Source organism: Streptacidiphilus sp. P02-A3a (assembly GCF_014084105.1).
Lineage (GTDB): Bacteria > Actinomycetota > Actinomycetes > Streptomycetales > Streptomycetaceae > Streptacidiphilus.
Genome location: NZ_CP048289.1, coordinates 6,728,466 through 6,752,046 on the forward strand (window position 1 = coordinate 6,728,466; position 23,581 = coordinate 6,752,046).

At 72.2% G+C, this 23,581-nt stretch carries 20 protein-coding genes; 11 read left to right on the forward strand and 9 right to left on the reverse strand.

All coding sequences use genetic code 11. The annotated features are described in order from the left end of the window. The first annotated feature begins 310 nt into the window (after positions 1–310). Positions 311–3,139 carry a LuxR family transcriptional regulator gene (locus GXP74_RS28425; RefSeq protein ID WP_225448263.1) on the forward strand — a complete coding sequence of 943 codons (2,829 nt, stop codon included), beginning with the start codon at positions 311–313 and terminating at the stop codon, positions 3,137–3,139. Here the strand turns inward: GXP74_RS28425 and GXP74_RS28430 are convergent. From GXP74_RS28430 to GXP74_RS28460, 7 genes are all read right to left on the reverse strand, one after another. Continuing rightward, a complete protein-coding gene (locus tag GXP74_RS28430; protein WP_182454091.1) occupies positions 3,102–4,187 on the reverse strand; it encodes an alpha/beta hydrolase in 1,086 nt (361 codons plus the stop codon). The genes GXP74_RS28425 and GXP74_RS28430 overlap by 38 nt on opposite strands. Further along, positions 4,184–5,044: a 2-oxo acid dehydrogenase subunit E2 gene (locus tag GXP74_RS28435; protein WP_182454092.1), complete on the reverse strand. Its 861-nt coding sequence runs from the start codon at positions 5,042–5,044 to the stop codon at positions 4,184–4,186. Before GXP74_RS28435 ends, GXP74_RS28430 begins: the two co-directional genes overlap by 4 nt. After that, positions 5,041–5,268 (reverse strand): acyl carrier protein, encoded by a 228-nt coding sequence (locus tag GXP74_RS28440; RefSeq protein ID WP_182454093.1) that lies wholly within the window; start codon positions 5,266–5,268, stop codon positions 5,041–5,043. Before GXP74_RS28440 ends, GXP74_RS28435 begins: the two co-directional genes overlap by 4 nt. Continuing rightward, the gene (locus GXP74_RS28445) at positions 5,265–7,172 is read right to left on the reverse strand and encodes an HAD family hydrolase (RefSeq protein ID WP_182454094.1); all 1,908 of its coding nucleotides are present in this window, start codon (positions 7,170–7,172) and stop codon (positions 5,265–5,267) included. Before GXP74_RS28445 ends, GXP74_RS28440 begins: the two co-directional genes overlap by 4 nt. Continuing rightward, complete coding sequence (locus tag GXP74_RS28450) at positions 7,165–8,208, reverse strand: 3-oxoacyl-ACP synthase III family protein (protein WP_182454095.1); 1,044 nt, start codon at positions 8,206–8,208, stop codon at positions 7,165–7,167. The genes GXP74_RS28445 and GXP74_RS28450 overlap by 8 nt, the downstream gene beginning before the upstream one ends. Before the next feature lie 130 nt (positions 8,209–8,338). Continuing rightward, on the reverse strand, positions 8,339–9,061 hold the full coding sequence (locus tag GXP74_RS28455; protein WP_370468469.1) for a BTAD domain-containing putative transcriptional regulator: 723 nt from the start codon (positions 9,059–9,061) through the stop codon (positions 8,339–8,341). A 367-nt stretch (positions 9,062–9,428) separates the two neighbouring features. Further along, entirely contained in the window at positions 9,429–9,893 is a 465-nt protein-coding gene (locus tag GXP74_RS28460) for a nuclear transport factor 2 family protein (RefSeq protein WP_182454097.1), read from the reverse strand. A 114-nt stretch (positions 9,894–10,007) separates the two neighbouring features. Here GXP74_RS28460 and GXP74_RS28465 point away from each other — a divergent pair, with 114 nt between their 5' ends. The 9 genes from GXP74_RS28465 to GXP74_RS28505 all read left to right on the forward strand — a co-directional run bounded on the left by GXP74_RS28465 (position 10,008) and on the right by GXP74_RS28505 (position 20,440). Next, positions 10,008–10,823, forward strand: coding sequence for a TetR/AcrR family transcriptional regulator (locus GXP74_RS28465; RefSeq protein WP_182454098.1), 816 nt, complete (start codon positions 10,008–10,010; stop codon positions 10,821–10,823). A gap of 431 nt (positions 10,824–11,254) precedes the next feature. Next, on the forward strand, positions 11,255–12,253 hold the full coding sequence (locus GXP74_RS28470; RefSeq protein ID WP_182454099.1) for a helix-turn-helix transcriptional regulator: 999 nt from the start codon (positions 11,255–11,257) through the stop codon (positions 12,251–12,253). 285 nt (positions 12,254–12,538) lie between these two features. Then, complete coding sequence (locus GXP74_RS28475) at positions 12,539–13,885, forward strand: KamA family radical SAM protein (RefSeq protein ID WP_182454100.1); 1,347 nt, start codon at positions 12,539–12,541, stop codon at positions 13,883–13,885. After that, a complete protein-coding gene (locus GXP74_RS28480; RefSeq protein WP_182454101.1) occupies positions 13,882–14,736 on the forward strand; it encodes an N-acyl homoserine lactonase family protein in 855 nt (284 codons plus the stop codon). The genes GXP74_RS28475 and GXP74_RS28480 overlap by 4 nt, the downstream gene beginning before the upstream one ends. A 5-nt stretch (positions 14,737–14,741) precedes the next feature. Next, positions 14,742–16,574, forward strand: coding sequence for an FAD/NAD(P)-binding protein (locus tag GXP74_RS28485; RefSeq protein WP_182454102.1), 1,833 nt, complete (start codon positions 14,742–14,744; stop codon positions 16,572–16,574). Next, the gene (locus tag GXP74_RS28490; RefSeq protein ID WP_182454103.1) at positions 16,555–17,034 is read left to right on the forward strand and encodes a cupin domain-containing protein; all 480 of its coding nucleotides are present in this window, start codon (positions 16,555–16,557) and stop codon (positions 17,032–17,034) included. Before GXP74_RS28485 ends, GXP74_RS28490 begins: the two co-directional genes overlap by 20 nt. Beyond that, positions 17,034–18,320 (forward strand): MFS transporter, encoded by a 1,287-nt coding sequence (locus tag GXP74_RS28495; RefSeq protein WP_182454104.1) that lies wholly within the window; start codon positions 17,034–17,036, stop codon positions 18,318–18,320. The genes GXP74_RS28490 and GXP74_RS28495 overlap by 1 nt, the downstream gene beginning before the upstream one ends. Beyond that, positions 18,304–18,714 (forward strand): VOC family protein, encoded by a 411-nt coding sequence (locus tag GXP74_RS28500; protein WP_182454105.1) that lies wholly within the window; start codon positions 18,304–18,306, stop codon positions 18,712–18,714. Before GXP74_RS28495 ends, GXP74_RS28500 begins: the two co-directional genes overlap by 17 nt. Before the next feature lie 97 nt (positions 18,715–18,811). Then, positions 18,812–20,440, forward strand: a complete 1,629-nt coding sequence (locus GXP74_RS28505; RefSeq protein ID WP_182454106.1) for an NAD(P)/FAD-dependent oxidoreductase — start codon at positions 18,812–18,814, stop codon at positions 20,438–20,440. 7 nt (positions 20,441–20,447) lie between these two features. Here the strand turns inward: GXP74_RS28505 and GXP74_RS28510 are convergent, their stop codons facing one another. Both GXP74_RS28510 and GXP74_RS28515 read right to left on the reverse strand, forming a co-directional pair. Continuing rightward, positions 20,448–21,035: a hypothetical protein gene (locus GXP74_RS28510; protein ID WP_182454107.1), complete on the reverse strand. Its 588-nt coding sequence runs from the start codon at positions 21,033–21,035 to the stop codon at positions 20,448–20,450. A 94-nt stretch (positions 21,036–21,129) separates the two neighbouring features. After that, the gene (locus GXP74_RS28515) at positions 21,130–21,564 is read right to left on the reverse strand and encodes an ester cyclase (RefSeq protein ID WP_182454108.1); all 435 of its coding nucleotides are present in this window, start codon (positions 21,562–21,564) and stop codon (positions 21,130–21,132) included. 742 nt (positions 21,565–22,306) lie between these two features. On the opposite strand from GXP74_RS28515, the gene GXP74_RS28520 reads away from it, so the two are divergent. Next, the gene (locus GXP74_RS28520; protein ID WP_182454109.1) at positions 22,307–23,512 is read left to right on the forward strand and encodes an NAD(P)/FAD-dependent oxidoreductase; all 1,206 of its coding nucleotides are present in this window, start codon (positions 22,307–22,309) and stop codon (positions 23,510–23,512) included. The last annotated feature ends 69 nt before the right edge of the window (positions 23,513–23,581 follow it).

Sequence of the window (23,581 nt, forward strand, 5' to 3'; positions counted from 1 at the left end):
GCTCAACTTCCTGGCGGATTCCCAAACGAGCGGGCAACGGGCACGCGGAGTCGACACTGACTGGGATCGTCTGCCAGGCCCTTAAAGCGGCGCTAAACGCGCGCTCCCGGGCTCCGCACGGCCGGGCCGGGAGCACCATCGAGCCACATCGAACGGTTTGCGTCGGATTCTGGCCATTCGCTGGTCATGGACCTGATGAACCTTGCTTCTGGACGACCTGTTGGGGACTCTGGAACGGGGTCTGCGTCGTTGACGAGCCGTGTTCCGGAATCCGTCGAGGGCGTTGACAGCGAGAGAAAGAGGTCATCGGATGGCGAATGGTGCCCCGTCGGCCCGACCAACGCGAGCCAGCACCGACCGACGGCCGCAGCCCGGGGACTTCCGTTCCGTGCTGGCATCGCTCCGCTCCGGGGAGGGCCGGGTCGTCGAACTCGCCGGTGAGCGGCATTCCGGCAAGACCCGGCTGCTCGCCAGCTGGAAGCAGGAGGCCGAGGCGGCCGGCCTGACCACGCTGCGCGGTTGCAGCACCGAGGCCGACCAGGACTTCCCGTACGCCGCCTTCGCCTGCCTCGTGGGCAGCCGACTGCTCTCCGAGACCGTCGACCACTCGGGGAAGAAACGTTTCTCCCATCGCCTGGACGTCCGGCAGCTCCTCAACCGCTGCGCCCAGGACGGACTGGTCCTGTTCCTGGACGACTTCCACTGGGCCGACTCGGACTCGGTGGAACTGGCGGAGCACCTGATCCGCTGCCCGCTCGACGTCCCGTTGCTGATGGCCGTAGCGCACCGGCCGCGGCTGTCCTCCGAACGGCTCCGCTCGGCCTTCGCGCACGGCGCCGAGATGGGCACCGTCGAGAGCTTCCAGCTCGGCCCGCCGCCCTCGCCCCGGTCCGGACGGGTCGCCGAGCTGCCGACCGCCGCACCCCAGTTGCGTCCGCTGCCCGCCGTCGGCCGCGCCGCCCCGGTCGACCTGCGCGCCATCGCGCCGGGCCCGGCCACGACCGGCGAGCACGCGATCGCGGACACCGCGGACACCGCCGGGACGGCCGCGACCGCGCCCGGCACCGCGTCCCTGACCGCCGAGGAGTTGCAGGTGCTCTCCGCCTGCGCCGTGCTCGGGGACGGCCACGACTGGGCCGCGCTGACCGCGGTCGCCGAACTGCCGCGGGAGGTGTCCGCCTTCGCCATCGACGAACTGGTCACCAAGGGCCTGCTGGTCCCGGTCGAGGCGGGGACCAGGTTCGCCCTGCGGAACCCCTCGCTCCGTGCCCAGTTGCACGATCGGATGTCGCTCCGCTGGCGGGCCAAGGCCCACAGCCGCGCCATGAACCTGCTGGCCCGGCGGGCCGCGCCGGCCGCCGAGCTGGCCCCGCACATCGAGTTCCTGCCGGACCCGCACGACCCGGACAACGTCGACGTGCTGGAGCGCGCCGCCCGCGAGGCGCTGTGGGGCGCCCCCCGGCTCTCGGTCTGCTGGCTCCGGATCGCCGTACGCATGCTGCGGGAGTCCGAGGCGCGCGACGAGCAGCGCCGCCGACGGCTCACCCTGACCCTGGCCTCGGCGCTGGCCATCAGCGGTGAACTCGTCGAGGGCTGCCGCCTGTTCCGCAGCACGCTGCCCGGGTTCCGGGAGCTGCCGGTCCGGGCCCGGGTGCACTACCTCGCCTTCCACGCGCTGGCCGAGGGGCTGCTCGACCACTCCACCGAGGCGGAGATGCTGCTGACGGAGGGGCTGGGCCTGGTCGAGATCCTGCGGCAGCCACCGGCCGAGGCGATCGGCCTCTACGTCAGCCGGGGACTGATCGGCCTGATGGACAACCAGCCGCCCTCGGTGCTCCAGGCGCACACGGCGGTGCGGCTCGCGATCCGGCAGCGCGACCGGCTCGCCGAGGCCGGCGCGCGGGCCCTGCTCGGTCTGTGCGAGGCGCTGGACGGCCGCACCGAGGTCGCCGCCCGCACCCTCTCCGTCAGCGGTTCGCTGATCGACGGGTTCTCCGACCAACGGCTGCGCAAGCACCCGGAGTACCTGGCCCTGCTCGGCCGGGCCGAGGCCCTGATCGGGCGGTTCGAGTCGGCCGCCGTCCACCTCGAACGCGGGGTGGCGCTGCTGCGCGCGGCCGAACACGAGCACCTGCTGCCGGTGCTGCTCATGGGCGTCGCCCACGTCCGGCTGCGGGTCGGGCCGCTGGGTCAGGCGCTGGAGGCGGCGGTCGAGGCGGAGGCGATCACCCGCCGGAACGGCTCGCACCGGGTGCACGCCGACGCCCGGGCACTGTCCGCCCTGATCGGCGAGTGGCGCGACCCGGACCGCCGGGCCCCGGCGCGACCGGCCGGGCAGGCCGACGCCGACGCCGACCCGGCGCAGGCCCCCGGCCACGCGGGGGTCGTGGCCACCCTCGCGCTGGCGGCCGTGGCGCAGTTCGACGGCGACGCCCGCCGGGACACGGCGCGGCTGCTGGAGGCCTGCGGCGGGGCCGGTCTGTCGGCGCTGCCACCGTCGATGCGGCCACGCGGCTTCGAACTGCTCACCGCCACCGCGATGGAGGCCGGTGACCCCAGCTCCGAGTGGTCGGCCCGGGCCATGGCCGCCTCGCTCGCCTCGCCGGGCCCGGGCTCGACTCCCTATGCCCTGGCGGCCTGCGCCCACACCGTGCGCGGCGCGGGCGACCACCCCCGCGCGCTCCAGCTGTACCTGGACGCCGCCGCGGACTTCACCGCGGCCGGTCTGATCGGTGACCGGGCCCGGATGCTCGCCCTGGGCGCCGCCAGCGCGGCCGCCGCCGGCAAGCAGGAGCAGGCCGGGCGGCTGCTGTCGGCCGCGAAGCTGGCGGCCGAGGCGTACGGCTCCGCCCGCCTGGTCGCGAACCTGGAGCGGTTCGAGCACCTGGTCCGGCCGCACGCGGCGAGGCCGGGCGAGCCGTGCGCGCGCCCCTGCCCGCTGGCGTCGCTCACCAACCGCGAGCGCGAGGTGGCCCGGCTGGCCGCCACCGGCATCCGCAACCGGGACATCGCCACCGCGCTGGCGCTCAGTCCCAAGACGGTGGAGATCCACCTCTCCCGGATCTACCGGAAGCTCGACGTGCATTCGAAGTCGGAGCTGGTCAGGCGGATCGTGGACCTCGACCAGGCCGTGACCTGAGCAGCCGCAGCACCGCCCCCAGCGCCACCGTGCGCGGGTCGCGCACCCCGTGCATGCGCAGGATGGACAGCAGCGCCCACAGCCGGGTCTCCGCGACGTGCCCCGGCGCTCCGTGCACGTCGTCGTGGTCGACCAGCTCCAGCCGCCTGGCGTGGGCGCGCAGTATCCGGACGTCCGCCGCCGGGATGATCTCGTCGCGGAGGCTGGCGCTGTACGCGACGGGAATGTCCAGCGAGGCGATCAGCTCGGCGCTGAGGGCCCAGGGCGCGAGCAGGTCCGGCAGTTCGTCGACGGCGACGCCGGTGAGCCGGGTCAGCGTGTCCTGGGTGATCTTCGGCAGCCGGGCCTGCCAGGCGCGGTCGACGAAGAACGCGTGCACCGGGGCGCCCGCGGTGACCACCCCGCGGATCCGCCGGTCCTCGGCCGCCGCGCGCAGCGCCAGGTGCCCGCTGAAGCTGAGCGCCATGGCGTACGAGGTGTCCGTGCGGGCCCGGTCCGCGAGGGCGTCCAGGATCTGCGGCAGCATCCGCCAGCTGTCGGCGTCGTAGCGCAGGCCGTTCTCGCCGACCCCGGGCACCTCGGTGACCACCCCCGCCATCCCGAACCGGGTGACCGCGGCGAGGGCCGGCGCCCACTGCTCCTTGGGGCTGACGATCCCGCCGCACATCAGCACCAGCGGGCGCGGATCGTCGCGGGACAGCCCGCTGGCCCAGCAGACCACCGTGCCGCCCGGCAGCCGCAGCTCCAGCCGCTCGATCGGGCGGTCGGCGGCCCAGGCGGCGAAGGACCGCAGGCCGCGGTCCTGCGCCTGCTGCCGCGCCGGGCCGTCCACGTAGGGGAAGCGGGCCATGGTGTAGTGCCGCATGGCTTCGAGGCTGCGCCCGCGCGCGCTCAGCGCGTCCGCCCTGCGGGTCCACTCACCGGCCCAGGAGCCCGGCCGGTCCCCGTCGTCGGTGGTGATCCCGTCGAGCAGCTCCCGGCAGTGCGCGATGCGCTGGGCGCGGGCGTGGGTGAGCGCGAAGTGCTTCAACTCCGTCAGGTCGTTCACCGGCGACCGCCCGGTGCGGCCCCGGTCCGGGGCTGTACGGCTTCGGGCTGCACGGCTTCGGGCTGTACGGCTTCGGGCGGCTCGGTGCGGGGCGGCGGCGGGGCGGCGAACCCTTCGAGCGCGTCCCGCAGTTCGGTGAGCACGTCGGCGGCCTCGGCCCCGTCGATCACCCGGTGGTCGAACGCCAGGCTCAGCCGCTGCACCGGCGCGATCGCCAACTCCCCGGCGCGCACCACCGGCCGGTCGACCACCCGTCCCAGTCCGAGGGTGATCGTGCACCCGCCGACGGAGTGGAAGCCGTCCACCGCGCTGTGCCCGAGCGAGGTCACCGCGAACGTGCCCATCCGGCCCGGCCGGGACCGCAGCGGTCCGGTCCCGGCCGCGAAGGCCAGCGCGCCGAGCGGCCACGGCAGCCGTTGCAGGACCCTGGTCCCGGCGAACTCCGGCATCACCGCCGGGTCCCCGTCGCGGTAGTGGTCGACCCGCTGCTGGATGTCGTCCAGCGTGGCGGTGTGCACGCCCGGCAGGAGCCCCGAGAGCACCACCCGGTGGCCGCCCAGGCTCTTGTCCAGGGCGAGCTTGGCGTCCACCGAGTCGTACCGCGCCAGACGGGGCCGCACCCGGCCGCGCAGCGCGCCGTTGGCGTCGGGGTGGGCGGCCAGCACCCGGCCCGCGGCGTACAGCGCGTACGTCGCCCAGGAGTAGCGCCCGCCCTGCGGCCGACCGGCCGCCCGGTGCGCCCGCACCGCCGTCATGTCCACCTCGGTGTCCAGGAAGACCGGTGAGAAGCCCCGGGCGTACTCCAGGAACCGCAGGGTGTGCCGCCGCTCGCGCGGCAGCGCCGCGACCCGGGTCATACGCCCACCGCCAACCGGTAGATCGCGCCCAGGTTCGACGCCTCCAGGACGTCGGGCAGCGACAGCGGACGGCCGGTCTCCCGTTCCAGCACGACCACCAGCCGGAGCAGGTGCATCGAGTCCCAGCCGGGAACCTGGTCGAGCCCGACGTCCAGGTGCTCGCTGCCGACCGGGAGGCCGATCTCGTCCCGGACCATCGCGACGAACTCCTCTGTGCCGTTCACGGCTGTGTCCCTTCGAAGTCCTGAGTGAGCCGCAGATGGTCCGGCGGTTCGCTGATGTCGACCAGGTCGTGGCGGAAACCCAGGCGCTGGCCGTCGTCGTCCGTCTCGACGAACCCGCAGCTCGGATAGAACGCCCTGACCTTCCCGTTCTTGGCGGTGGGCCGGTACTCGGCGCGGACCGTGCGCACGCCGCTGGCCCGGGCGTGCCGCAGCACCGCCGCCAGGCAGGCGTTCTCGATCCCGCGCGAGAACACCCGGCAGCTCAGCAGGAAGTTGTCCACGTACCCGGTGTCCTGCTCGCGCCGGTAGAGGATCGCGCCGACCAGCCCGTTGTCGCCGAACCGGTCGGCCGCGTGGATGCCCAGGACCAGGTGGTCCGGGTCGGCGGCGAGCCGGCGCACGTCCTGCTCCTGCAACCGCGCGGTGGTCATGTTGAACTGGTTGGTCCGCAGGGTGATCTGCGAGATCCGGGCGACCTGCTCCGGGCGGACCACACCCAGCCGGACCTCGATCCGCAGTTCCCGCAGGTAGTCCTCGATGCTGGCGAAGCTGCCCAGGAAGTCCCGCCGGTCGAGCTCCTCGCGGTACTGCGCGGTCCGGCCGCGGTCGGCCGAGGTGAGCTCCCGCACGTCGAACCAGCCGTCCCGCAGCAGCGCGGGGGCGTGCAGCGCCGGATCCGGGCCCAGCTGGACGACCTCGACCTCCGGCAGTTCGCGGCGCACCAGACCGCACTCGTAGGGGCTGTCGTCGACGAAGACGAAGCTGTCGACACCGAGGTTGAGGGCCTCCGCGAGCGCGCTGATGTTGTCGTGCTTGGGCTGCCAGTTGGCGACCACGCGGACGAAGTCGTCCTCGCGCAGCACCATCCCCGGGTGTTCCCGCAGCACCTGGCGGACCGGCTCGTCGTCGTTCTTGCTGACCACCGCCAGCAGCACACCCTGCGAACCGATCTGCTTGACGGTCCGCTGGAAGGCCTGGAACGCCTCGCCCCGGTAGCCCTCCCCGATCTCGATGCCCTCCGGGCCGTCGTCGCCGAGGATCCCGCCCCACAGCGTCCCGTCCAGGTCCAGGACCAGGCACTTGCGCGCCCTGCCGGTCACCTGCCGGGCCAGGTGGCCGGCCTCGCGGGCGTACGCGGCGAGCAGTTCCGACGTCAGGTGGGCCTTGGCGTAGACGCTCAGCCGGGGGTCGGCCACCGCGATGCCCTCGGCCACGAGCGGGTCGAGGTCGACCACGACCAGGGACGGCCGGGTGTCGCCCATCCGCAGCAGCCGGGCCGCGCCCTCGTGCCACACCGCGCCGAGCCGGGCCCGGGAGCGGGCGGCCAGCAGCTGGCGGCCGACCGCGAGCGGCAGCGGCATGGTGTTGACCACCAGCGTGCCGCCCTTGGCCGCCGACTCGAACGTGTCCGCCAGCCGCTCGATCTGCGTCAGCTTGGCGTTCAGTACCCGCTCGACGTCGTCCGGGTCCCACGGCGTCGGCAGCTCGTCGAGCACCACCCGCGGGTCGAGCACGCAGAGCACCAGGTCGGGCGCCGCCCGGTAGAGGTCGCTGTCCGGGTCGGCCAGGTCGAACAGGTAGGAGTCGAAGTCCGCGAGGTGCGGTCGCAGCAGCAGCCCGTGCCGGGCCAGTTCCACGGTGAGCGCGGGCACCAGCGGCGACAGCGTGCCGTGGCCGGTGACGGCCACGGTCACCACCGGCTGCGCGGGGTGCCGCCGCAGTACCTCGTCGACGTCCAGCCGGGACAGCAGCTGCCCCGCCTGCGCCAGTTGCTGGTCCGGGGTCTCGCGCAGCAGCCGCCGTACCCGGCCGTACTCGGCGACCAGCCGCCCGGACCGGTGCAGGTCCGCGAGCGTGTCCGGGGCGGCTTCGGCCTCCGGGCCGCCGGAGAGTCGCTCACCCATGCTCTCGGACCTTCTCCAGGACGAAACCCGACTTGATCCACTTGCTGGACTCGATCGCGACCGCCACCGCGCGGTCCCCCGGGACCAGCCTCGGGAGCAGCAACTCCAGTTGGAAGAACGGCAGCGCGTTGGCGGTGTTGCCGGTGTCGCCGACGCAGCTCACCTCCTGTGCCCGCGGCAGTGCGAGGTGACGCACGATCCGGTCCGTCATCCGGACCGACAGCTGGGGCGGCATCAGGTAGTCGACGTCGTCCGGCTGCCAGCCCTGCCCGTCGAGCAGTTCCTCCAGCGCCTCGGCGCCGAGCACCGGCACGTGCTCCTCGATCGCCTTGAAGTCCTCGTGCAGCGCGCTCCGGTTCTCGTGCCGGTCGCCCATGCCGAACCACTCGACGATCTGCCCCGGGGGCCGGCCGCGTCCGACGAAGCGGACCAGCACCCGGTGCAGCACCGGCGCCCCGGCCACCGGTTCGGCGGTGAGCACCGCCGCCCCGGCGCCGTCGCCGAAGAGCACGGTGTTCACCATCTCGTCGGGAGCCAGCTTGGTGAAGTCGAGGTTGACGTCCACGTGCTTCGCGCACACGTCGCCACCGATGACCAGCACCGTGCGGTGACGCCCGGCCACCATCAACTGGTGGGCGATGTCCAGGGCCTGCATCGCGCCGGTGCAACCGGACTGGAGCTGGAAGCTGGGGACGCCCTCGATGCCCAGCCGGTCGGCGACCACGTTGACCGTGGTCGGCAGCAGCTGGTCGGGCATGGACGTCCCCATGACGACCAGGTCCACGTCCTCCGGGGCGACCCCGGCGTTCTTCAGCGCCGCCCGCCCGGCCTCCTCCGCCAGGTCGGCCAGCGTGAAGCGGGCCTCCCCGGTCTCCAGGTCCACGGAGAGGTGCCGGGTGCGGGTGCCGATGAACGTGTCCACCCATTCCTCGAACATACCGGAGGCGTTGAAGAAAGCGCCCAGTTCGGCGTTTCCGATCGGCGGCCCGGGAAGTGCGGTGGCGACGGATCCGATGTGGATCTGAGGGGCGGCCATGGTCGTCCTTTCAGCGGTTTCCACGGTTTCCACGACCCGGAATTGGTCCCGGGGCCGGCCCGGATCTCGAATCCGCAGCCCCGTCGTGACAACGCGATCCTCGCCGGGGGCAACAAAGTGGCGCTAAAGCTCAGCGCATGCTCAGCGCGTGGCTGCCGAAGTCGTCCTCGGCGACCAGGATCGTCTGGTGCAGATCCCGAAGCGGACGGCACGGTTCGAGCCCGAGTTCGCGACGCAGCACCTCGCAGGCCCGCCGGTACACCTGCATCGCGTCGGCGCGGCGCCCGGCCCGGTAGAGCGCCGTCATCAGGCCCTGGTAGAAGGCTTCGTGCAGCGGATGCTCCACGATCAACGAGTAGAGGAAGCCGATGAGTTCGTGGTCCCGGCCGAAGGCGAGGCTGGAGGCGACGGTCATCTCCAGGCATTCCAGCCGCAGTTCCTCCTGCCAGGTGACGAACCCGCTGACGATCAGGCCCTCCTTGAGGCCGTCGAGTGCCGGACCGCGCCACTGGGCCAGTGCCTGCTCGAAGGAGACGACCGCCTCCTCGTGCCGCTGCGCCCGGGCGTGCACCCGGCCCTCGTTCAGCAGCCGTTGGAACGCGTGGCAGTCCAGCTCGTCCTCGCCCAGCTCCAGCAGGTAGCCGGGGGCCCGGGTGACGATCGGGTGCCTGGTGCCGTCACTGCGGCGGAGGAAGTCCCGCAGTTGCGAGACGTAGACGTGCAGCGCCGCGGCCGCGCGGCGCGGGGGCTGGTCGCCCCACAGTTCATCGATCAGTTGATCCCTGGAGACGACCTGGCCGGCGCGTATGAGCAGCGCCGCCAGTAGGATTTCCTTCTTCCGTGCACTGATCACACGACACCTGCCGTCGTCCACCACCCGCAGCGATCCCAACAATTCGTATCGCACTCGTCCCCCTCGCAGCAGATTAACGTGGGCGTAACATTTCACCTTGTGTCACTCTGATGTCTCCCTCGGAAGACTCACAGGAGCGAACCGGTTCAGCAATAGGGGAAAGCACTTACTGCATGCCGAGCGGCTACCAGGCCGATTCCTGGTTTGCGATCGAGGGCGGGCAGTCGGCCCAGGTGAGCGTCGGCGGCGGGCCGGGTACGGACCACGCCCGTGACCGGCGCCGGGACTCATCCCTATGACATACGCCACACGCCCGTCCATCGATCCCGAGGGGTCGATGGACGGGCGTGTGGGCCTGCGGGCCGGTTCAGCTCCGGGCTGCGAGCGACTCCGCGTACGGCTTGAGCATCCCGGCGACCTGGGCCCCGCGAAGGCTGCTGGGGTAGTCCCGGTAGTACACGATCTTGCCGTCGCGCACCCGGATCACGCCGATCGAGGAGAGGAACGAGAATGCCTCGCCGGTGGAGGCGTTCTTGCCCTCCACGGTGAACTCGACGGTCACCACATCCGGGGTCACCCCGGGCTGCGCCTGGACGCTGACCCGCTGGATGTCCAGGAGCTTCGACATCGGGCTGTCGGCGGTCAGCAGCGCACGAATCGTGTCGATGCCCTCCCAGCGCGACGGCGCACCGTCGAGGGCGAAGGGGAGCTCGTACACGCCGTCGTCGGCGAACTGGTCGACGAAGGCGTGCTTGTCCTTCGTCTCCATGGCGGTACGAAGCCGCTCGACCAGTTCGAGGCGGCTGGTCGTCTGGTCGGTCGCTTCAGTCACGAATCGCTCCATGTGGTTGCATGCGTCATGTCCTGCGGATATGTTGAAGAGGAGCTCCGTTTCTCACAATACGGAGAGCTTTCTCCCCTTGTCAAGCAGCCTAAGGACGTGTCGATGGCAACCCCGTCAGCGGCGCCACGGCGCGCCGACGCGCGCCGCAACCGGACCCAAGTCCTGATAGCGGCGGAAGAGTTGCTGGCAGCTCGCGGGATGCCGGTCTCCTTCGACGATGTCGCCAGGCACGCGGGGGTGGGCGTGGGGACGGTGTACCGGCACTTCCCCACCAGGAGCGACCTCTTCCGCGCGGTGGTGGCCAGCGGCATGCTGCGGCTGATCGAGGAGGCCCGCGACCTGGCCCGGGCCGTCGAGCCGGGGCCGGCCTTCCTCAGGTTCCTCAGCCTGATGACCGAGCAGGCCGCGCTCAACAAGGCGCTCTGCCAGGCGTTCGAGGCCTCCGCGGAGCTACAGGTCGGACCCGAGACGCAGCGTGAGTTCCTCTCCGCCCTGGGCGAGTTGCTCGCCCGTGCCCAGACCGCAGGGACGGTCAGGGACGACATCGACGCGGCTGACGTGTGCGCCTTCGCGGTGGGCACCGCGACCATGGACCGGGTCCGCGCCGACTCCGCGCGCCCCCAGCGGATGGCCGCCCTGGCCAACGAGGCCCTGCTCAGGGTCCCGCCCGCGGCGGCGGCACCGACGACGGCACCGGTCGTAACGAAACAGGCCCCCGCCCCGGCGATTCATAACGAAACGCTGACGCACAGCGCTGCGCGTGACGAAACGCCCCGCACCGGGGCCGTCCCGGCCCTCCACTGCGAACAGTGCGGCAGCCCGGTCCACCCGCTGCGCACCGGCCGCCGTCCCCGCTTCTGCGGAGCGGCCTGCCGCCAGCGGGCCCACCGGCTCCGCCACGCGGCAGTGTCCGGCTGACCACCGCTCCCGACCGACCGTAACGAAACCCCGACCCGGGCGTGACTCCGCGCCCGGGTCTCGTCATGCCCGCCCGGGTCTGGTCCTGCCCGCCCGCCCGCCGCCGCCGATCGGACCCCACTGAGTTCCCGCGGTCAACCACCCGGAGCCGAAAGTCGACCAGGAGTCGACAAGTCTGCTCGTGCCTCTCCCAATAGTTGACAGAACTCAACCACGGGGGCAATGTCAATTTCACAACGGATAGTTGAAGTACATCAACTTCCAATGAATTCAATCCGCCTGTGGCCGCGCCCGTGCTGCCGCGTGGACAGTACCCGGTGGCCTTGACCCGAAAGGAACTCTCTGCCATGCCAAAAGGGGCGGAGACGCACGCAGACGAAGAGAACCGGAAATCGTTGACCGTCGATGCGGCAGATTCTCTCGCGGCCGCCTTGTATGCCCGTGCGACATCCCAGAAGAGCGTCTCCCGCGACGATCTGCTCAAGAGCGTCGACTCCCCACTCGATGACACCCAGCGAGCGATCGACCGGCTCGTGGAACTCCGGGTACTGCGCAGCCAACGCGGACGGCCGGACATGTTCACCCCGGTCGCCCCCGCCACCGCCGGCGCCCAGCTGCTGCTCCCGGTGCTCCGGGCGATGGGTGACCAGCAGGCAATGATCAACGACGTGTCGGCGCACCTCTCGGCGCTGCTGCCGATATACGAGGGGAGCGCCCTCGAACGGGCCCAGGAGCAGCTCCTGGAGCGGCTGGACGACGTGGACGACGTGCGCGCGGCGCTGTCCGAACTGGCGGCCCGGGCCACGCGGGAGATCCTGGTCTCGCAACCGGGGGGCCCACGAGCCGGGAGCGTCGCCCAGGAGACGAGGGACCGCACGATGCGCGCCCTGGAACGCGGCGTGCCGACGAAGACGCTGTACCAGTACTCGGCGCAGTTCCACCAGCCGACCTACGACCACGTCGCGCTGGCCGTCGAGCGCGGGGCCGAGGTCCGCGTGGTCAGCGACGCCTTCATGCGGCTGATCGTCTTCGACCGGAAGGTCGCGCTCATCGATCTGGTCGACAACGAGCGGGGCTCGCTGCTCGTGCGCGACCCGAACATCGTCCACTTCCTGACCCGGGCCTTCGCCAAGGTCTGGGACACGGCCCTGCCGTTCCCGTTCAGCTACGAACGCGCGCAGGTCCTGCGGACGTCCGAGGCGATGAAGATCGCCATCGTCGGGCTCCTCGTGGAGGGATACGACGACAAGGTGGTCGCCAAGCGCCTCGGCATCTCGCTGCGCACCTTCCAACGCCATCTGTCCGAGGTGCTGCGCCGGATCGGGGCCCGCAGCCGGCTCCACGCGGGCTACCTGATTCGCGAACACCGGGTCCTCGAAGGAAAGTTCGACGCAACGCACCGTCCGGCGGACAGCAGCGTCAACGGCTGAGCGCTGACCGCTGACCGCTGACCGCTGACCGCTGACCGCTGACCGCTGACCGCTGGTGGACGAACGGAGTGGGGCCGGGGCCGTGCCCGGCCGCACCCCGCCCGGACAACCGGCATCGGCCGCACTGCCCCTTTTGTCAGCTGTCGGGTATGCGACAGTCGCATCCCCGACGACTCTTCGGCGCGACAGGGAGCCGGTCCGGGGAAAGACTGTGAATACGTCCGACGGCGCCGACCGCTATTTCGTTCCGAGGCGGAAACCACGAAAAGGAGAAGTGAGTTCACCATGCCAAAATTCACGCCACTGAACAGCGAGACCGTTCAGCGGGCCCCGCAGTGGAAGCGATTATCCGAGGAACTGCGCGAGGCCGTGACCGTGGTCTCCCAGGTCCTGCCCTTCCGAACCAACCAGTACGTCCTGGATGAGCTCATCGACTGGGACAACGTCCCCGACGACCCCATCTTCCGGTTGACCTTCCCGCACCGGACGATGCTGGTGGACGCCGACTACACCGCGCTGCGCGACACCATCGCGTCCGGCGACGAGGTCGCCACGGCGCTCCGGGTGCGCCGCCTCCGGGCCCGGATGAACCCCCACCCCGCCGGCCAACAAACGCACAACGTGCCGGAGTTGGACGGCGAGGAGGTGCCCGGGATCCAGCACAAGTACGCCGGTACAGTGCTGTTCTTCCCCAAGGCCGGACAGACCTGCCACGCCTACTGCACGTTCTGCTTCCGGTGGCCGCAGTTCGTCGGTGACGACCAGTCGGCGTTCGCGGCCAAGGACACCGAGGGGCTGACCAGTTACCTGGCCCGGCACCACGAGGTCACCGACGTCCTGATCACCGGCGGCGACCCGTTGATCATGCGCAGCTGCACCCTCGCCCGCTACCTCGAACCGCTGCTGGAGCCCGGCTTCGAGCACATCCAGACCATCCGGCTCGGCACGAAGTCGCTGTCCTACTGGCCCCAGCGGTTCGTCACCGACCGGGACGCCGACGACCTGCTGCGGCTGTTCGACCGCGTGGTCGCCTCCGGCAAGCACCTCGCGGTCATGGGCCACTACAGCCACCCGGCCGAGATCCGTCCCGAGATCGCGCGGACCGCGCTGAAGCGGGTGCTCGCCACCGGCGCGGTCGTGCGGATGCAGTCCCCCGTGCTCCGCCACGTCAACGACGACCCCGCCGTCTGGCGCGAGTTGTGGAGCACCGGGGTGCGCCTGGGGGCGGTCCCCTACTACCTGTTCGTCGAGCGGGACACCGGAGCCCGGAACTACTTCGAGCTCCCGCTGGTGCGCGCCTACGAGATCTTCCGTGAGGCCTACCGATCGGTGTCCGGGCTGGCCCGTACCGTCCGCGGCCCGTCGATGAGCGCCCACCCCGGCAAGGTCCTGATCGACGGCACCCCCACCATCAGGGGCGAGAGGGTCTTCGCGCTGCAATTCCTCCAGGGCCGCGACAGCGACTGGGTGCGCCGCCCCTTCTACGCCGCGTACGACCCGGCGGCGACCTGGTTCGACCAACTCACCCCGGCCTTCGGCGAGAAGGAGTTCTTCTTCACCGGCCAGGCCCCCGACCGGCCCTCCGCGCAGACCACCGACCAGGAACCGGACCCGCTGGGAGTGCTCTCATGACCCACGCCCCCCTACCACGCTACGAAGTCCTGGCCCTCCGGTTCGGCACCCAGGCCGGGCGGTCGGCGCGGGAGAACTTCCTGTTCGCCGACGACCCCTGCGCCACCGACTCCGTCGCTCCCTTCGACTTCTACACCTGGGTCATCCGCGACGAGGAGCGGGTGATCGCGGTGGACACCGGCTTCGCCGCCGACACCGCGGCGCGCCGCGGCCGGACCCAACTGCACCACCCGGTGCGGGCGCTGGCGGACCTGGCGATCAGCCCCGAGCAGGTCTCGGACCTGGTGGTCACCCACATGCACTGGGACCACACCGGGTTCCTCGACGCCTACCCCACGGCCCGGGTCCACCTGCAACAGGCCGAAATGGAGTTCTGCACCGGCGGCGCCATGCGGCACGCCGCCCCCCGTCGGCCGTTCGAGGCCGACGACGTGAACACCGCGGTACGGCTGCTGTTCGCGGAGCGGCTGCGCCTGCACCGCGGCCCGGTGCGGATCGCCCCGGGCGTCGAGGCGCACCCGGCGCCCGGCCACACCCCGGGCCTGCAGGTGGTGCGCGTCCACACCGAGCGGGGGTGGCTGGTGCTGGCCAGTGATTCGAGCCACCTGTGGGCGAACATCCGCCGCCGCGCCCCGTTCCCCATCCTCGACCACCTGGCCTCCATGGTGGACAGCTACGAGGTGGTGGAGGCGCTGGCGGACGGGCCCGACCACGTCATCCCCGGCCACGACCCGCAGGTTGCCACGCGGTTCCCCGCCCTGGAGCACTCAGCCAGGTGGACCCGCCTGCACCGGCCGCCGCTGACCGCCTACCGGGAGCCCGGCACGGACGGCGCGGAGGCAGCACGGTGACCCCGGTGCGCGTGACCATCGTCGGGCTCGGCCCGCGCGGGCTCGGGGTGCTGCAACGGATCGGCGAGCGGGCCGGTGACCTGCCCGCCGGTACCGAGCTGGAGATCCACCTGGTGGACCCCGGGGAGACCGGGCAGGGCGCCCATCCGGCGCGGCAGCCCGACTACCTGCTGACGAACACCCTCGCCAGTCAGCTGAGCATGTTCAGCCGCGGCCAGGGGCCTTCGTTCACCGAGTGGGCGCAGCAAACCGGTTACCGCAGGTTCGGCTCCGCCTACTGCCGCACCGCCGATGCGGGCGGCGCACCGATCGGCGAGCGCGACTACCTGCCCCGCAGCCTGCTCGGGGAGTACCTGTCCTTCGTCTTCGACTCCACCGCGCGGGCCCTGCCGCCGTCGGTGCGCCTGCTCCACCACCGCTGCCTCGGCGTCGACTTGGAGGAGACGGCCGAGGGCGGGGTGCTGCTGCGCACCGACGACGGTGTCGAGATCGCCGGTGACTTCGCCTTCCTCGCCACCGGCCACAGCCGCCGGGTCGCGAGCAACGACGACGCGCGCTTCGAGGCCTTCGTGGCCGACCAGCGGCACCGCAACCACCGGCTCGACTACATCGCCGCCCCGTACCCGATCGACCGGCTGCGATCCGTCGAACCGGACAGCACGGTGGCCGTCCAGGGCCTGGGGCTGACCGCGCACGATGTGATCGCGGCGCTGACCGTGGGCCGCGGCGGCCGCTTCGAGGGCGAGGCCGGGGCGACGCGCTACCTGCCCTCCGGACGCGAGCCCCGGATCCTGCTGACGTCCCGGCAGTGCCTCCCCGCGGCGGCCCGGGGCGTCAACCAGAAGGGGGTGTCCGGCGGTTACCAGCCCAGCTTCTTCACCCCGGAGGCCGTGGCGGCGCTGCGGCGGGAGGCGCGGCGCAGGCGCGGGACGCCGCAGCTCGACTTCGACCAGGAGTTGCTGCCGCTGCTGCTGCGCGAGCTGGGCTACGTCTGGCGCAGCACCCTGGAGCAGCGCCATGTCCCGCCGCGGGAGTACGAGTTCGGCAGTGAGGACCGGGCCGCGGTGGAGGCGGTCCTGGACCCCCTGGCCGGTCGGACCTTCGGCGACCTCGACGAGTTCACCGCGTTCTTCACCGCCTTCGTCGCCGACGACCTCGCGCAGGCGGAGCAGGGCAACCGGACGAGCCCGGTGAAGGCGGCCACCGACGCGATCCGGGACGTGCGCGAGAGCCTGCGGCAGGCGGTCGACTTCGCCGGGCTCACCCCCCGCTCGCACCGGGAGTTCAACGAGCGCTGGGTCCCGCTGATGAACCGGACCTGCTTCGGTCCGCCCCGGCGCCGCAACTACGAGCTGCTGGCGCTGTTCAGGGCCGGCGTCGTGGGCCTCGCCGGGGGACCCGGTTGCCGCGTCGGCACCGACGAGGAGGCCGGGCGCTTCGCCATCCGCACCGACTTCGACCGCGGCAGCGCGCTCCGGCACGCCGACGTGCTGATCGCCGCCCGGCTGGACCTGTTCCACCCCGGCAGCGACAGCTCCGAGTTGACCCGTCGGCTGCTGGCGCGCGGCCTGGTCCGCCCCTTCGCCAACGGCGACTACCGGCCCGGCGGGCTGGACATCACCCGCAGCGGCCGGGTCGTCGCCAAGACCGGCGACCCGCTCCAGGCCGTCTGGGCGCTCGGCTACCCGGTCGAGGGGCCGCGCTACTACACCTACTACGTGCCCCGGGCCGGACAGAGCACCCGGTTCGCCGCGGAGGCCGACGCCGCCGTCGATGACATGTGGACCCAACTCACCGAGCGCACACGAGAGGAGAGCCATGACGGCCGGTCGCGGTAGCCACCTCCCGTACCCGGAGTTCAAGCGGCGCTACGAGCCCGCGGAACCGGAGCCGGTGCACTGGCAGTGGCGGGAGGTCGCCGGGCGGCTCGGCGCGGTCGAGCACCCCGAACGCGGAACCCTGGCCCTCACCCTGCCCGACGGCAGCGCCGAGGTGCTGCGGGACATCGCCGTCGCCTACCAGGTGGTACCGGCCGGGCGGCACACCGCCCCGCACGCGCACAGCTGGTACCACCTGTTCGTCGTCCAATCGGGTACCGGCGCGATCACGTTCCACCGGGCGGGCGGGACCACCCGGTCGGGCCTGGGTCCGGGCGACGTCCAGCTCGTCCCGGCCTGGTGCCCGCACGGGTTCAGCAACTCCGGCGAGGAGGACCTGGTGCTGCTGAACGTGATGAACATCCCGCTGCTGGCGCGCCTGGGCGCGGCTGACGTGAAACTATCGCCGGAGGTCGGCTGATGACGACGAACCAGCTCGCCGGTGAGGCCGACGACACGGAGGCGGGATCCACCGAACCGGGCGGCAGCCGCTACAAGTGGGTGATCCTCGGTACCGCCCTGACGGCGCTGACCACGGGGTCCATCGTCTACTCCGGCACCAGCGTGCTGACCGCCTTCTGGCTGCGCGACTACCACCTGACGGCGGCGACCGCCGGTTTGGCCTCGGCGGCGATGCACGCCGGACCCATCGCGTCCATGCTGCTGCTCGGCAGCGCCATCGACCGGTACGGGGAACGCTGGGTCGTCTCGCTGACGATGGTCGCGATGGGCCTCACCTCCCTCGCCGCCGCCGCGCTGCACCCCGGCTATCCGGTGCTGCTGCTGTTCCTGCTGGCGACCGGCGCCTTCTACGGCAGCATCCTGCCCGGTGGGCAGCGGGCCATCGCCCGCTGGTTCGAACCGGGCCTGCAGAGCATGGCCACCGGCATCCGGCAGGCCGGTCTCCCGCTCGGCGGTTCCCTGGCCGGGATCATCCTGCCGCCGCTGGCGCTCCACTACGGGTGGCGCTGGGCGATCGCCGCGCAGGGTGTGGCGGGCATCGTCGGCGGTGTGGTGTTCGCGGTCCTGTACCGCACCTCCGGAGGCGGCAGCAGCTCCCGGCGCGGGCCCTCGGCGAACCTCCGGCAGCTGGTCCGGGCGCTCCTCGCCGAGCCCGTCGTGCGCTCCCTGCTGACCAGCGGCCTGGTCCTGGTCGCCTTCCAGTACGTCATCTCCACCCAGATCCTGATCTTCCTCAGCAACCACCTCGGCATCCCGCTCGTCACCGCCGGACTGATGTACTCCGCCGCCCAGGTCGCCGGAATCGTCGGACGCATCGGGCTGGCCTGGACCAGCGACCACTTCTGGCCCGGCAGACGGCTGCGGTCACTGCGCTGGCTGCTCGTCGTCTCCGCCGTCCCGGTGGCGGCCCTGGCGACCCTCGGCTCCCACAGCCCGTACTGGCTCGACTACGCGTTGTGCCTGGTGCTCGGGCTGCTGAGCGCCGGCTGGTACCCGCTGTACCTGGTGCAGGTCACCGAGCTCGCGCCCAGGACAGCGGTCGCCTCGACCCTCAGCTTCGCCATCACCCTCAACCAGATCATCGCCTCGGTCGCGCCGCCCCTGTTCGGCTACCTCTGTGGCGCCATCAGCTATCCCGCCAGCTGGCTGCTGCTGGGCGCCCTGTTCCTCGGCAGCGCCCTGCAGCTGCGGCAGACCGGGACCACCACCGACCGCAAGGAGAAGACCCGTGCTCAAGCGCATTGACCACATCGGGGTCGTCGTCGACGACCTGTCCCGGGCGAAGGCGTTCCTGGAGGGCCTCGGCCTGGCCTTCCAGTTCGAACGGGAGCTGCCCGAACGCCAGGTCAGGGCCGCCTTCTACGGCTGCGGCGACGGCCGCATCGAACTGATCGAGCCGACCACGCCGGAGGCCCGCGCCCGGCGCCTGGGGGACGGCAACCGGGCCCGCATCGAACACATAGCGGTCGAGGTGGACCACACCCTCGCCGCGGCGATGGCCGCCGTGCGCGCCCTCGGCGTCACCTTCACCACGCCGCAGCCCGTCGCCATCGACGGCAACCTGAACATCTTCACCCAGCCGGACACCTGCGCGGGCATCCAGCTGCAACTGGTGGAGCCGGACGCGGCCCGCCGCTGACCGGCGGCACGCGACCGCGCCCCGGCGGTCCGGACCAGCGGTGAGGTCCGGACCGCCGGGGCTACCACGGCGGCCGACGGGCTGGTATGACTGCCGGATGGGCCGTATTACCGCCGAATCCCCCGCCCGTCCCCGCTACGACGTGGTCGTGGTCGGCGGCGGCCACAACGGACTGGTGGCCGCCGCCTACCTGGCCGGGGCCGGACGCAGCGTGCTGCTGCTGGAGCGGCTGGGGCAGACCGGCGGGGCGGCGGTGTCGCAGCGGGCCTTCGCCGGGGTGGACGCCCGGCTGTCGCGCTACTCCTACCTGGTGAGCCTGCTGCCCCGGAGCATCGTCGCGGACCTGGCGCTGCCGATCGAGCTGCGTCGGCGCAGCGTCTCCTCGTACACGCCGGTGGAGCGCGACGGACTGTCGACAGGTCTCCTGATCGACAACGGCGACGAACCCGGCACCGCCGAGGGGTTCCGTCGGCTCACCGGCTCGGACCGGGAGTACCGGGCCTGGCGGGAGTTCCACGAACGCACCGCCCGGGTGGCGCGGGCCGTCTTCCCGACCCTGACCGAGCCCCTGCCGACCCGCTCCGAGCTGCGGAAGCGCGTCGGCGACGACGCGGCCTGGGACGCCCTGTTCGAGCGCCCGCTGGGCGAGACCGTGGAGGCGTCCTTCCAGGACGACCTGGTCCGGGGGGTGGTCCTGACCGATGCCCTGATCGGGACGTTCAGCCGGGCCCACGACCCGTCGCTACGGCAGAACCGCTGCTTTCTCTACCACGTGATCGGCAACGGCACCGGCGACTGGGACGTCCCGGTGGGCGGCATGGGCGCGGTCACCGACGCCCTGGCGGCGGCCGCCCGCGCGGCCGGGGCCGAGTTGCTGACCGGCTGCGAGGTGACCGCGGTACGGACCGACGGCGCCGAGGCGGAGGTGGAGTTCCACCGGGACGGGGCCGAACTGCGGGTCGGCGCGGAGCGGGTGCTGTGCAACGCCGCCCCGCGCGAGCTGGAACGGCTGCTGGGCGAGCCACCGGCGGGGCCCGACCCGGAGGGCTCGCAGCTGAAGGTGAACATGCTGCTGCGGCGCCTGCCCCGGCTGCGCGACCGGGGCGTGGACCCGCGCGCGGCCTTCGCCGGGACCTTCCACGTCGCCGAGTCCTACCGGCAGCTGGCCGACGCCCACCGCGAGGCCTCGGCGGGCGCGGTCCCGTCCGCCGCTCCGTCCGAGCTGTACTGCCACTCACTGACCGACCCGTCGATCCTGGGCCCGGAACTGCGGGAACGGGGCTACCAGACGCTCACCCTGTTCGGGCTGCAACTGCCCGCCCGGCTGTTCACCGGCCGGGACCACGACGCCGTCCGCGCGACCGCCCTCACCGCCGTGCTGGCCCAACTCGACGCGGTGCTGGACGAGCCGCTGGCCGACTGCCTGGCCACCGACGCCGACGGCCGTCCCTGCCTGGAGGTCCGCAGCCCGCTGGACCTGGAGCGGGACCTCGGCCTGCCCGGCGGCAACATCTTCCACCGGGACCTCTCCTTCCCCTTCGCCGAGGACCTGGACCGGGATCGGGACCAGGGCCGGGACCGGGACCTTCGGCGCGGCGGCCCCGACCGCTGGGGCGTGGCCACCGCCCACCCCAACATCCTGCTCTGCGGCGCGGGCGCGGTCCGCGGCGGCGGCGTCAGCGGCATCCCCGGCCACAACGCGGCCATGGCCGCGCTGGGCCGCTGACCGCCGGTCAGTGCGCGTACCGGTACCGGCTCACCCGGGCGCGGGCGTCGTTCTCGGTCAGCCCGAGCGCCGTCGCCAGCGTCTCCCAGGGGACGCCGTCCACGGCGACGTTGTGCGCCGCGTCGACGCCGACGCGTTCGGCTATCCGCTCCAGTTCGCCCACGGCCCGCAGCGCGGCCACCGGCGCGTCGGCGGCGAGGTCGGTCAGCCGTTCGTCCAGTCGCCGCAGCAGGTCGGTCAGGTCGTCCGGCAGGGGCACGGTGCGGGCCTCGACCTGGTCGATGTGGTCGCACCAGTCCTGGCGCGGGCCGACCGGGTCGACGGCGTAGGGTTCGTCGCCGAGCTCGGCCCAGTCGAGCGGATGCAGCGCGCTGCCGCGCCAGCCGCAGGAGCACCCGGCCCGCAGGTGGGTGGCGAGCGGCGCCCGGCCGGTCCCGTCGTAGACCCACCACTGGCTGGTGGTGTGGCCGGAGGCACCGCCCGTGTCGTACACCATCGGCCGGGGCTCCCCGCCGTCGGCGAGGACCGCGACCGCCCGTCCGGTGTGGGACGGTCCGAACTCGTCGATCTGCCAGTCGCTGTCACTGCTGTCCATGGGTTCCTCCCTGACCGATGGAATACCTCTGCGGAACCACGATCCCGCAGCGCGGGGGCACCGGCGACGTAATCACCCAAAAGGGTCGGGGGCGTCAGGACGGGAGGGCGCCGAGTTGGCGTAGTTGGGTGAGTACGTCGACGACGCCGCGGATCTCGGTGATCCGGCCGTCGGTGAAGCGGAAGACGAAGATCTCGTTGTAGCTGACGCGCCTTCCGGTGGGTGGCAGGCCCTGGTACTGGCCCCGGTGGGTGCCGGTCACGGTGTTCCTGGAGACGACCCTGTCGCCTTCCGTGATCGTCTCCTCGGCGGTGACGTGAATGTCGGGGTAGGCGTGCAGGAGTATCTCCCACACCCGTTTCAGGGCCTCGGCTCCGGTCACGTCCATCGGTACCGGAGCGTGGAAGAGCACGTCCGGTGCGACGAACTCGTCGATGAACCTCGCGATGGACCCCAGGTCGCCGCTGTTCACGGCGGCGTGCAGGCGGTGGACCGTCGCGGTGTCGTCGGCTGTCCCTGCTGTCGGCATGCGTTCTCTCCTCGGGTCTGTGCCGTCGGCCCGTGCTGGACGGCGTCTCCGCCGTAGGACACCGCGGCCGCCGGGAATGTGACACGCTGCCGGGGCACCGGCCCGGAGCCGCTGCCGCGGGCGGCGCACGCCAGCCGCTCTCGTGCGTGCGGCGCAGGTAGCCGTCGGCCAGTTCGCGGAGCCGGGTCCGGTCGAAGCCGGGCCCGTGGCCGGGGTGGACGGTGGAGACGTCCAGCCGCGCGAGGAACTCCATGCTCAGCCGGTACGAGGCGACGGCCGAGTCGGGCAGGTCGTCGATCAGTCGGACTGCGGCAGCGCGCCGTACAGGCTCGCCGGGATCCCTCGCGCCAGGCTGTCGGCCGCGGCCCGGTGGGCGGCCCGCTGGCCCCGAGTCCACGACGATGTCGCGCTCCGTGCCGCGCAGCCACCAGACGTTGGCCTTCAGCAGGTCGTTGACGTGTGGCTCGGTGATCCGGACGATCCCGTCGCCGCCCTCGCATTGCTCGTACCAGTCGCCCATGCGGCCAAGTCCCCGGCGCCCCGCCCGGCCGAGCGGGGCGCAACCTGTCCACCCGTGATGTTCGATACGTCACATTGCACTGTGCAGTGTGACGGTCCCGCATGGAGTGATCTGCCTCACACGATGTCACAGGAGACGCGCAGGCGGCGTCTTGTGGCTGAACCGCTCGGAACAGAGCGCGGAACAGAGCGCGGAACAGGCGCTCGGAACAGGGGAGACAGCATGACTGGAAACACCGATGTGGTCGTGATCGGCGGCGGGTACGCGGGCGTGATGGCGGCCAATCGCCTGATGCAGCGCGACGACGTGACCGTGACCCTGATCAACCCGCGCCCGTCCTTCGTGCATCGGATCCGGCTGCACCAACTCGTGGGCGGCTCCGGCGGGGCGGTCGTCGACTACGGCGAAGTCCTGGGCGACCGCGTCCGGTTGGTGGTCGACAGCGTGACCCGGATCGACGCGGCGGCGGCCGACGTGACGTTGGCGTCCGGCGGCACGGTCGACTACGACTACCTGATCTACGCGGCGGGCAGTGGCAGCGCCGATCCGCGCGTCCCCGGGGCGGCCGAGTTCGCCTACCCGATCGCCGACCTGGAGGAGGCGGTGCGGCTGCGCCCGGTCCTTGACGCCGCGCCCGCGCAGGCCGCCGTGACGGTGGTCGGAGCGGGTCCGACCGGGATCGAGACCGCCGCCGAACTGGCCGAGGCGGGACGCTCGGTGACCCTGCTCTGCGGAGGGGTACTCGGCCCGTACCTGCACGCGCGGGGTCGGCGCTCGGTCGCCAAGCGGCTGGCCAGGCTCGGGGTGACCGTACTCGACGGCCCCGGTACCCGGGTGACGGCGGTGACCCGCGACGCCGTGCGGCTCGCCGACGGCCGCGAGCTGCCGAGCACGGTGACCATCTGGACCGCCGGATTCGCCGTGCCCGACCTGGCCGTGCGCAGCGGACTGAGCACCGACGCGCTGGGGCGCGTGCTCACCGACGAGACCCTGACCAGCGTGGACGACGTGCGCATCGTCGCGGCCGGGGACTCGGCGGCACCATCGGGCCTGCCGCTGCGGATGAGCTGCCAGGCCGCGATGCCCATGGGCGCGCGGGCCGCCGACACGGTGCTCAGCCGGATCGCGGGTGAGCGGCCCGCGCCCCTGAACCAGCCGTTCGGCGCCCAGTGCCTCAGCCTGGGCCGACGCTCCGGCATCTTCCAGTTCGCCCGCAACGACGTCGCGGTGTGGTTCAACATCGACGGCCGCCCGGGCGCGAAGCTCAAGGAGCTCGTGTGCAAGAGCGTCGTCAAGCACATGGCCGGCGAGGCCGCCAAGCCCGGTGCCTACCGGCTGCACCTCATGTCCGGGGGCACCAAGCGCCGCCGGCTGCTCCAGGTCGAGCCCGGCGAGGCGCCGGCCGCCGCCGAACGGGCGGCGTCGTGAGGTGCGCCGGGTGGGGTCCTACGCTCGACCTCACCGACCGCCGGGTCGGACGAACGACCACCGACGCAA

Excerpts from the sequence above, each read along its gene's own strand:
- GXP74_RS28425 (WP_225448263.1), top strand. The coding sequence starts at position 311 with ATGGCGAATGGTGCCCCGTCGGCCCGACCAACGCGAGCCAGCACCGAC.
- GXP74_RS28435 (WP_182454092.1), bottom strand. The coding sequence starts at position 5,044 with ATGACCCGGGTCGCGGCGCTGCCGCGCGAGCGGCGGCACACCCTGCGG.
- GXP74_RS28445 (WP_182454094.1), bottom strand. The coding sequence starts at position 7,172 with ATGGGTGAGCGACTCTCCGGCGGCCCGGAGGCCGAAGCCGCCCCGGAC.
- GXP74_RS28450 (WP_182454095.1), bottom strand. The coding sequence starts at position 8,208 with ATGGCCGCCCCTCAGATCCACATCGGATCCGTCGCCACCGCACTTCCC.
- GXP74_RS28465 (WP_182454098.1), top strand. The coding sequence starts at position 10,008 with ATGGCAACCCCGTCAGCGGCGCCACGGCGCGCCGACGCGCGCCGCAAC.
- GXP74_RS28475 (WP_182454100.1), top strand. The coding sequence starts at position 12,539 with ATGCCAAAATTCACGCCACTGAACAGCGAGACCGTTCAGCGGGCCCCG.
- GXP74_RS28480 (WP_182454101.1), top strand. The coding sequence starts at position 13,882 with ATGACCCACGCCCCCCTACCACGCTACGAAGTCCTGGCCCTCCGGTTC.
- GXP74_RS28490 (WP_182454103.1), top strand. The coding sequence starts at position 16,555 with ATGACGGCCGGTCGCGGTAGCCACCTCCCGTACCCGGAGTTCAAGCGG.
- GXP74_RS28495 (WP_182454104.1), top strand. The coding sequence starts at position 17,034 with ATGACGACGAACCAGCTCGCCGGTGAGGCCGACGACACGGAGGCGGGA.
- GXP74_RS28505 (WP_182454106.1), top strand. The coding sequence starts at position 18,812 with ATGGGCCGTATTACCGCCGAATCCCCCGCCCGTCCCCGCTACGACGTG.
- GXP74_RS28510 (WP_182454107.1), bottom strand. The coding sequence starts at position 21,035 with ATGGACAGCAGTGACAGCGACTGGCAGATCGACGAGTTCGGACCGTCC.
- GXP74_RS28515 (WP_182454108.1), bottom strand. The coding sequence starts at position 21,564 with ATGCCGACAGCAGGGACAGCCGACGACACCGCGACGGTCCACCGCCTG.
- GXP74_RS28520 (WP_182454109.1), top strand. The coding sequence starts at position 22,307 with ATGACTGGAAACACCGATGTGGTCGTGATCGGCGGCGGGTACGCGGGC.